3 protein-coding genes are annotated in these 3,567 nt (G+C 53.1%); 1 reads left to right on the top strand and 2 read right to left on the bottom strand.

Annotation, left to right across the window (positions count from 1 at the left end):
- Window positions 1-796: MraY family glycosyltransferase (locus tag AC1WIP_RS13210; RefSeq protein ID WP_481142265.1), on the bottom strand; the 796-nt coding region annotated here is incomplete at its 3' end.
- A gap of 135 nt (window positions 797-931) precedes the next feature.
- Between AC1WIP_RS13210 and nudC the strand changes: the two genes are divergently transcribed.
- Entirely contained in the window at window positions 932-1,804 is an 873-nt protein-coding gene (gene nudC / locus AC1WIP_RS13205; protein ID WP_481142264.1) for an NAD(+) diphosphatase, read from the top strand.
- Here the strand turns inward: nudC and AC1WIP_RS13200 are convergent.
- On the bottom strand, window positions 1,801-3,567 hold a 1,767-nt coding region (locus tag AC1WIP_RS13200), incomplete at its 5' end, for an NYN domain-containing protein (RefSeq protein WP_481142263.1). The two genes, nudC and AC1WIP_RS13200, sit on opposite strands and share 4 nt — an antisense overlap.

Raw genomic sequence — 3,567 nt, 5'->3', positions numbered from 1 at the left:
TGCCAAGCCCCAGGCCTCCATCCAAAAGCAGTACAAGAGCCACTGGAATATACAAAAAGGGACAGCCCGTCTTTAGGATGGCAATGCTGATAAACAGTCCCATGGCCCTGGAGCCCGCATCTCCCATCAAAAGCCTGCTGGGCGTAGCATTGTACCAAAGATACCCTAAAATGCACACCGAAAACAGCAGGATCAGAAAGGAAAAATCCTGGCCTGCGTCCTTGATTCTGTCAATGATATATATGGTCATCAACGTAATCAGCGTAAGGGTTCCGGAAAGCCCGTCCACCCCGTCGGAACAGTTTGTCACATTCACCGATGTCCATACCAGCACCACCGTGAGCAGCGCAAACACGATGGGATGCAAGGTAAACCGAATATCGAACAGGGCAAGCTCCACTACATTGGAATTATATCTTAAGAAGGTCAGGGCCACCATGGCCGCCACGCACAAATCAAGAAATCCCTTTTTGTATTCCCCCCAGGGCGTTTTGGAGGCGTCGTCAAAAAATCCCGTCAGCATGCAGATCACGATCAATATCAGGTAAATTACATTTTCCGCCTGGACGGGAGCAAACAAAAGCCCCGCCGCCGTAAAAGCCAGCACAAAAATAATGCCCGCTCCCCTGGGCTTGCCCGCAGAAAGCTTCCCGTCATGGGCAAACTCCCTCCCCGCATCCTTTGGCAGAAAAGCGCTCAGCCTGGCCGTTGCGAACACCGTCGCCGCAAAAGCAAATATAATTCCACAAAAGGCCAGAAGGGAATCATAGTTTCCCGATAACAATACATGTAGCATGGTTACTCCTATCTGCATACCGCCATTTCAATTTTTTTCCTATTGTAGCACAAAAAGCTTCTCCTTGCAATTGACACAAAAGCCGCCTTCCCGTATAGTGAAAGCAGAAGTTGAAGCATAAAAGGAGGCCGCCCCGTGATACATAAAATTGAGCCCCACATCTATTATCCTGAATTCCGCTGCCAGGAGCCAAGGGCAGAGGATTTCCTCCTGATCTTTGACGAAGATCAAATCTATCTTCCCAAGGACCAGGACGGAAGACTGTTTTTACCCACCTTCCAAAAAGCAAGACAGCTGTTAAAGCTGAAATACCCCCTGGAGCGGCTGATGCTGGATGCAGAATATCTCTTCTCCATCGACAGCACTGCCTTTTACCGCTTAAACGCCGCAGAGGGAAGCCTGTATCTCCCCCTGGAGGGACAGCTCTATCCCCCTTCCGTTTTCCGCACCTTTCAGCCGGAATACTTGGCCTTCGCCGGCATCACCGCCTGCCAGATCAACCGTTTTCGATTAGACAGAAAATTCTGCGGCCGCTGCGGCGCACCCACCAGGCCAAGCGCTACGGAAAGAGCCTGCATTTGTCCCCAGTGCGGCATGATCGAATATCCTAAAATTTCCCCCGCCGTCATCACTGCCGTTATCCATCAGGATAAACTGCTTCTCACAAAATATGCGGGTGGGTCTTATCAAAATTGGGCGCTGGTGGCAGGCTTCGTGGAGGTGGGCGAAACCTTCAAGGGGGCTGTGCGCAGAGAGGTCAGGGAGGAGACCGGCCTTTTGGTGGGAGAAATCGTTTATTACAAGTCCCAGCCCTGGTCCTTCAGCGATTCTGCGATGATCGGCTTTTTCTCGAAGCTTGAGGGGCCGGATGCCATCACCCTTCAAGAATCCGAGCTGTCCGAGGCCAGATGGTTTTCCCGGGAAGAACTTCCGGAATTTCCCTCCAGTCTCAGCATTGCCCAGGAGATGATAAAGTACTTTAAAGACGGAGGAAATCCCTTTTCCTAATCCTCTTTGATATATTGTTCCCGAAGCTGTCTGGCCGCCTGCTCCACCGACTCCAAAAGTCCCTGGGCGGACAGCCGGATGGCTCCGTCTCCCCAGATGATCATCTGCTCCAGCGCATCGGAGGTGGCCACCGTAACCTGATGCTTTTTTCCTATCTCATGCACCGTCTTTTCAATATACTGGTCGGCAGTCTCCGCCTCCTTGGTATAGACCACATAAATATTATGATATTTCTGGATTTTTCCCGGATTTCCCTTCACCTTATAAGCGTCAAATACCAAGATCAGCGTATTTCCCAGGTATCCCTGGTAATTACTCATAATATCCATCAGCCTGTCTCTGGCGCTGTCTATATTTACGGCTGCAAGAGAGCGAAGCTCCTCCCAGGCAAATATGATGTTGTAGCCGTCCACCAAAAGATACTGCTCTTCTGACAGATTCCTTCGCCCCATGCCTGCGCCGTGAGATGCGCTCTTGCGGGAGCCGTACTCCCCGCCTCTTCCCTCTCCTTCCGGAAAAGCGCCTCCCCTGCTTCCCGTTCTGTGATATCTGCGATAGCGGTTGATATCCTCCGCTTTTGCGCCGTAGGTCTGACGGAATATCTCCTCGATTTCCTCCTGGGAAATCCAGCCCTTTTCACGGCCTTCTTCCCTTTTTCTGCTTTCTGGGGGCACAGCCCCCAAAGCACTGTTTTCGTGCGATGCACCGTCCTGGTACATTGCGCCGTTCTTGTGGCCTTCCAGCCGAAAGCCGCTGTCCACATGGGCATACTCCTCCACCTTGTCCCAGCTTACCACAAAGCCTGCACCATGGGCGCAGAATACGGAGCCGGTGGGGTTTTCCAGATCGCCCTCGCAGTCATAGCCCCGCTCCTCAATCACCTCCTTGGGATTGTGACAGGGCTCATAGCCCTTCAAGGTACAGGAAAGCCTTCCCCTCCCTCCCGTATATGCACTTACCTCTCTTTGATAATCCTGCAGGGAGGCCACAGGGGCGCTGCCCGTGAGAATCCCTGTCTCTCCCTCTGTCACGGGGGGCTCAAAGGAGCCGTTCATCCGCTGGATATCCGACATGGCGCGTCCCAGGGACGAAAGAGGCACCTCCAGGGTAAAGGAAAAATAAGGCTCCAGCAGCAGGCAGCGTGCCTTGCGCAGCCCGTTCCTTAACGCCCGGCAGGCAGCCTGTCTGAAATCCCCTCCCTCCGTATGCTTTTGATGGGCTCTCCCAGCCACCAGCGTAATCCGCATGTCCGTAATTTCCGAGCCTGTCAGCACACCGATATGCGCCTTTTCCTCCAGACAGCTTAGTATCTGCCTCTGCCAGCTTCCATCCAGCATATCCTCGCTGCAGGCGGTAAGAAACTGCAGCCCGCTTCCCCGCTCTCCCGGCTCCAGCAAAAGATGCACCTCTGCATAATGACGCAGCGGCTCAAAATGACCAATGCCTATCACAGGCTCCAGAATGGTCTCCTTGTACACAATGCTTCCCGGACCAAATTCCGTTTCCAATCCAAAGCGCTCCTTGATCAGGTGCCGGAGAATTTCCATCTGCACCTCCCCCATAACCTGTACATGAATCTCCGAAAGCGCTTCCTTCCAGACAATATGAAGCTGGGGCTCCTCTTCCTCCAGCTGGCGGAGCCACAAAAGAGCCTTCACGATATCCGTACCCGGGGGCAGAAAAATCTGATAGGTCATAACCGGCTCCAGCACAGAGGTTTCGTTTTTACGCTCAGCGCCCAGCCCCTGTCCCGCAAAGGTCTT

The organism is Acetatifactor sp., from assembly GCF_982438285.1.
This window is presented reverse-complemented; position numbering and strand designations above follow the sequence as displayed.